Origin of the sequence: Streptomyces tricolor (assembly GCF_002155905.1) — a bacterium.
Taxonomy (GTDB): domain Bacteria; phylum Actinomycetota; class Actinomycetes; order Streptomycetales; family Streptomycetaceae; genus Streptomyces; species Streptomyces tricolor.
In genome coordinates, this window is sequence record NZ_MUMF01000346.1 from 1 (window position 1) to 1,573 (window position 1,573).

At 68.6% G+C, this 1,573-nt stretch carries 2 protein-coding genes; both read right to left on the reverse strand.

Annotated features, from left to right (window positions below):
- Window positions 1-125 precede the first annotated feature (125 nt).
- Window positions 126-1,256, reverse strand: a complete 1,131-nt coding sequence (locus CCN44_RS24120; RefSeq protein WP_086699470.1) for a phosphatase PAP2 family protein — start codon at window positions 1,254-1,256, stop codon at window positions 126-128.
- A gap of 182 nt (window positions 1,257-1,438) precedes the next feature.
- A partial coding sequence (locus CCN44_RS46420) for an alpha/beta fold hydrolase (protein WP_143649934.1) occupies window positions 1,439-1,573 on the reverse strand: 135 nt, incomplete at its 5' end.

Sequence of the window (1,573 nt, forward strand, 5' to 3'; positions counted from 1 at the left end):
CTCCTGGCCCGTCCTCCGTGTCCACCGGCCGAGGCGGTCCCCCCCGTGGCAGCCGCCCTCCGCGCCGCGGCCCCCGGCATCGGGACACCCGCCCCCTGACGACCGGGCCGGGTGACCGGCCTGCCTCAGGCCGGCTCGGGCTGGGGTTCCGGCCGCAGGGCGGGTGCGGTCTTCGGTTCCCAGGCTCTGGTCGTGCGGATGTACAGGTGGATCACCGAGATCATCGCCAGCACGAGAAGCGGTCCGAAGAGCCACGCGTGCCGGGCCATCTCCATCGGCAGATAGCGGTACGACAGCAAGAGCGCGGTGAACACCGTCGCCCCGTAGCAGACCAGCTGGATTCCCGAGCGGTCCCAGCCGCGTGCGAGCGAGCGCAGGCCCGCCTCGATGGTGAGCGTGAACACCACGCCGGCGATGATGTCCGCGCCGTAGTGATAACCGAATCCCAGGGTCGCGCCGAGCGTGGCGATCAGCCAGAACGTGCCGGCGTACCGCAGGATTCTCGGGCCCTTGCGGGAGTGCAGGAATATCGCGGTGGCCCACGCCGTGTGCAGGCTGGGCATGCAGTTGCGCGGAGTGATCTCGTCGAACGGCATGGGGTGCGGGCTGCTGACCGGCGACGGTGTGTTCGGCCACAGATCGGCCACCGCCCAGTGCCCGCCGTCGGTGCCGTAGGCGAAGATCGGCCCGACCACCGGGAAGATCATGTAGATGCCGGGGCCGAGGAGGCCGATCACCAGGAAGGTGCGCACCAGATGATGGGCCGGGAAGCGGCGCTCGACGGCGACGTGACGCAGCTGGTACAGGGCGACGACGACCGCGGCCACCGCGAGCTGGATGTAGACGTAGTCGAGCACGTGGGTGCCGATCGGGCCGGTGGCCTCGACCAGCCGTCCCACCACCCAGGAGGGGTTGCCCAGGGCGTGGTCGGCTACCGCGACGTACTGGTCGAGCACCGTCGGGCGGGTCTTGGAGGTGATGAGCAGCCAGGCGTCGCCGGTCTTGCGGCCGGCCACCAGCAGCAGGCCCAGCCCGACGCCCTTCAGCAGCAGCACCCGCTCCTTGCCGGTGCGGCGCGTGACCGCGATGACCGCACAGCCCAGGAGCACCCACAACGCGCCGTTGCCGAAGGGATGGCCGCTGTGGGGCGGGGTCTTGGCGTCGACCGCCCACCGCACCAGCAGGAAGACGATGTCGATACCGATCGCGATACCGGCCGCGATGAACCTCTGCCGCCAGGTGAGCACCACCATCATCANNCCGCCGTGGCCCACAGGATCGCCCGGGGGCGGGACAACTCGGCGAAGCCGGTTTTGCTGCTTATTCGCGAAAACGCCCGCGATGGTCTATTTATCAATTGTTTTGGCCGCTTTGTCAGATGTAAGTCAACAGGTCGCTCTTGATATGGGTTCGATCATGTTATCGGAGTTGGCGTGTGCTAAGCCGTGAGGAACTCGACAAGTGCCTCGTTCACCTCGTCCGGGCGTTCCTGCTGGGTCCAGTGGCCGCAGCCCGGCAGTTCGAGGGGGGCGCGCCAGAGGTTGGGGAGCAGGGTGGGGAGCCGGGCGATGAG

Coding starts and splice junctions, on each gene's coding strand:
- CCN44_RS24120 (WP_086699470.1), bottom strand. CDS start 1,256: ATGATGGTGGTGCTCACCTGGCGGCAGAGGTTCATCGCGGCCGGTATC.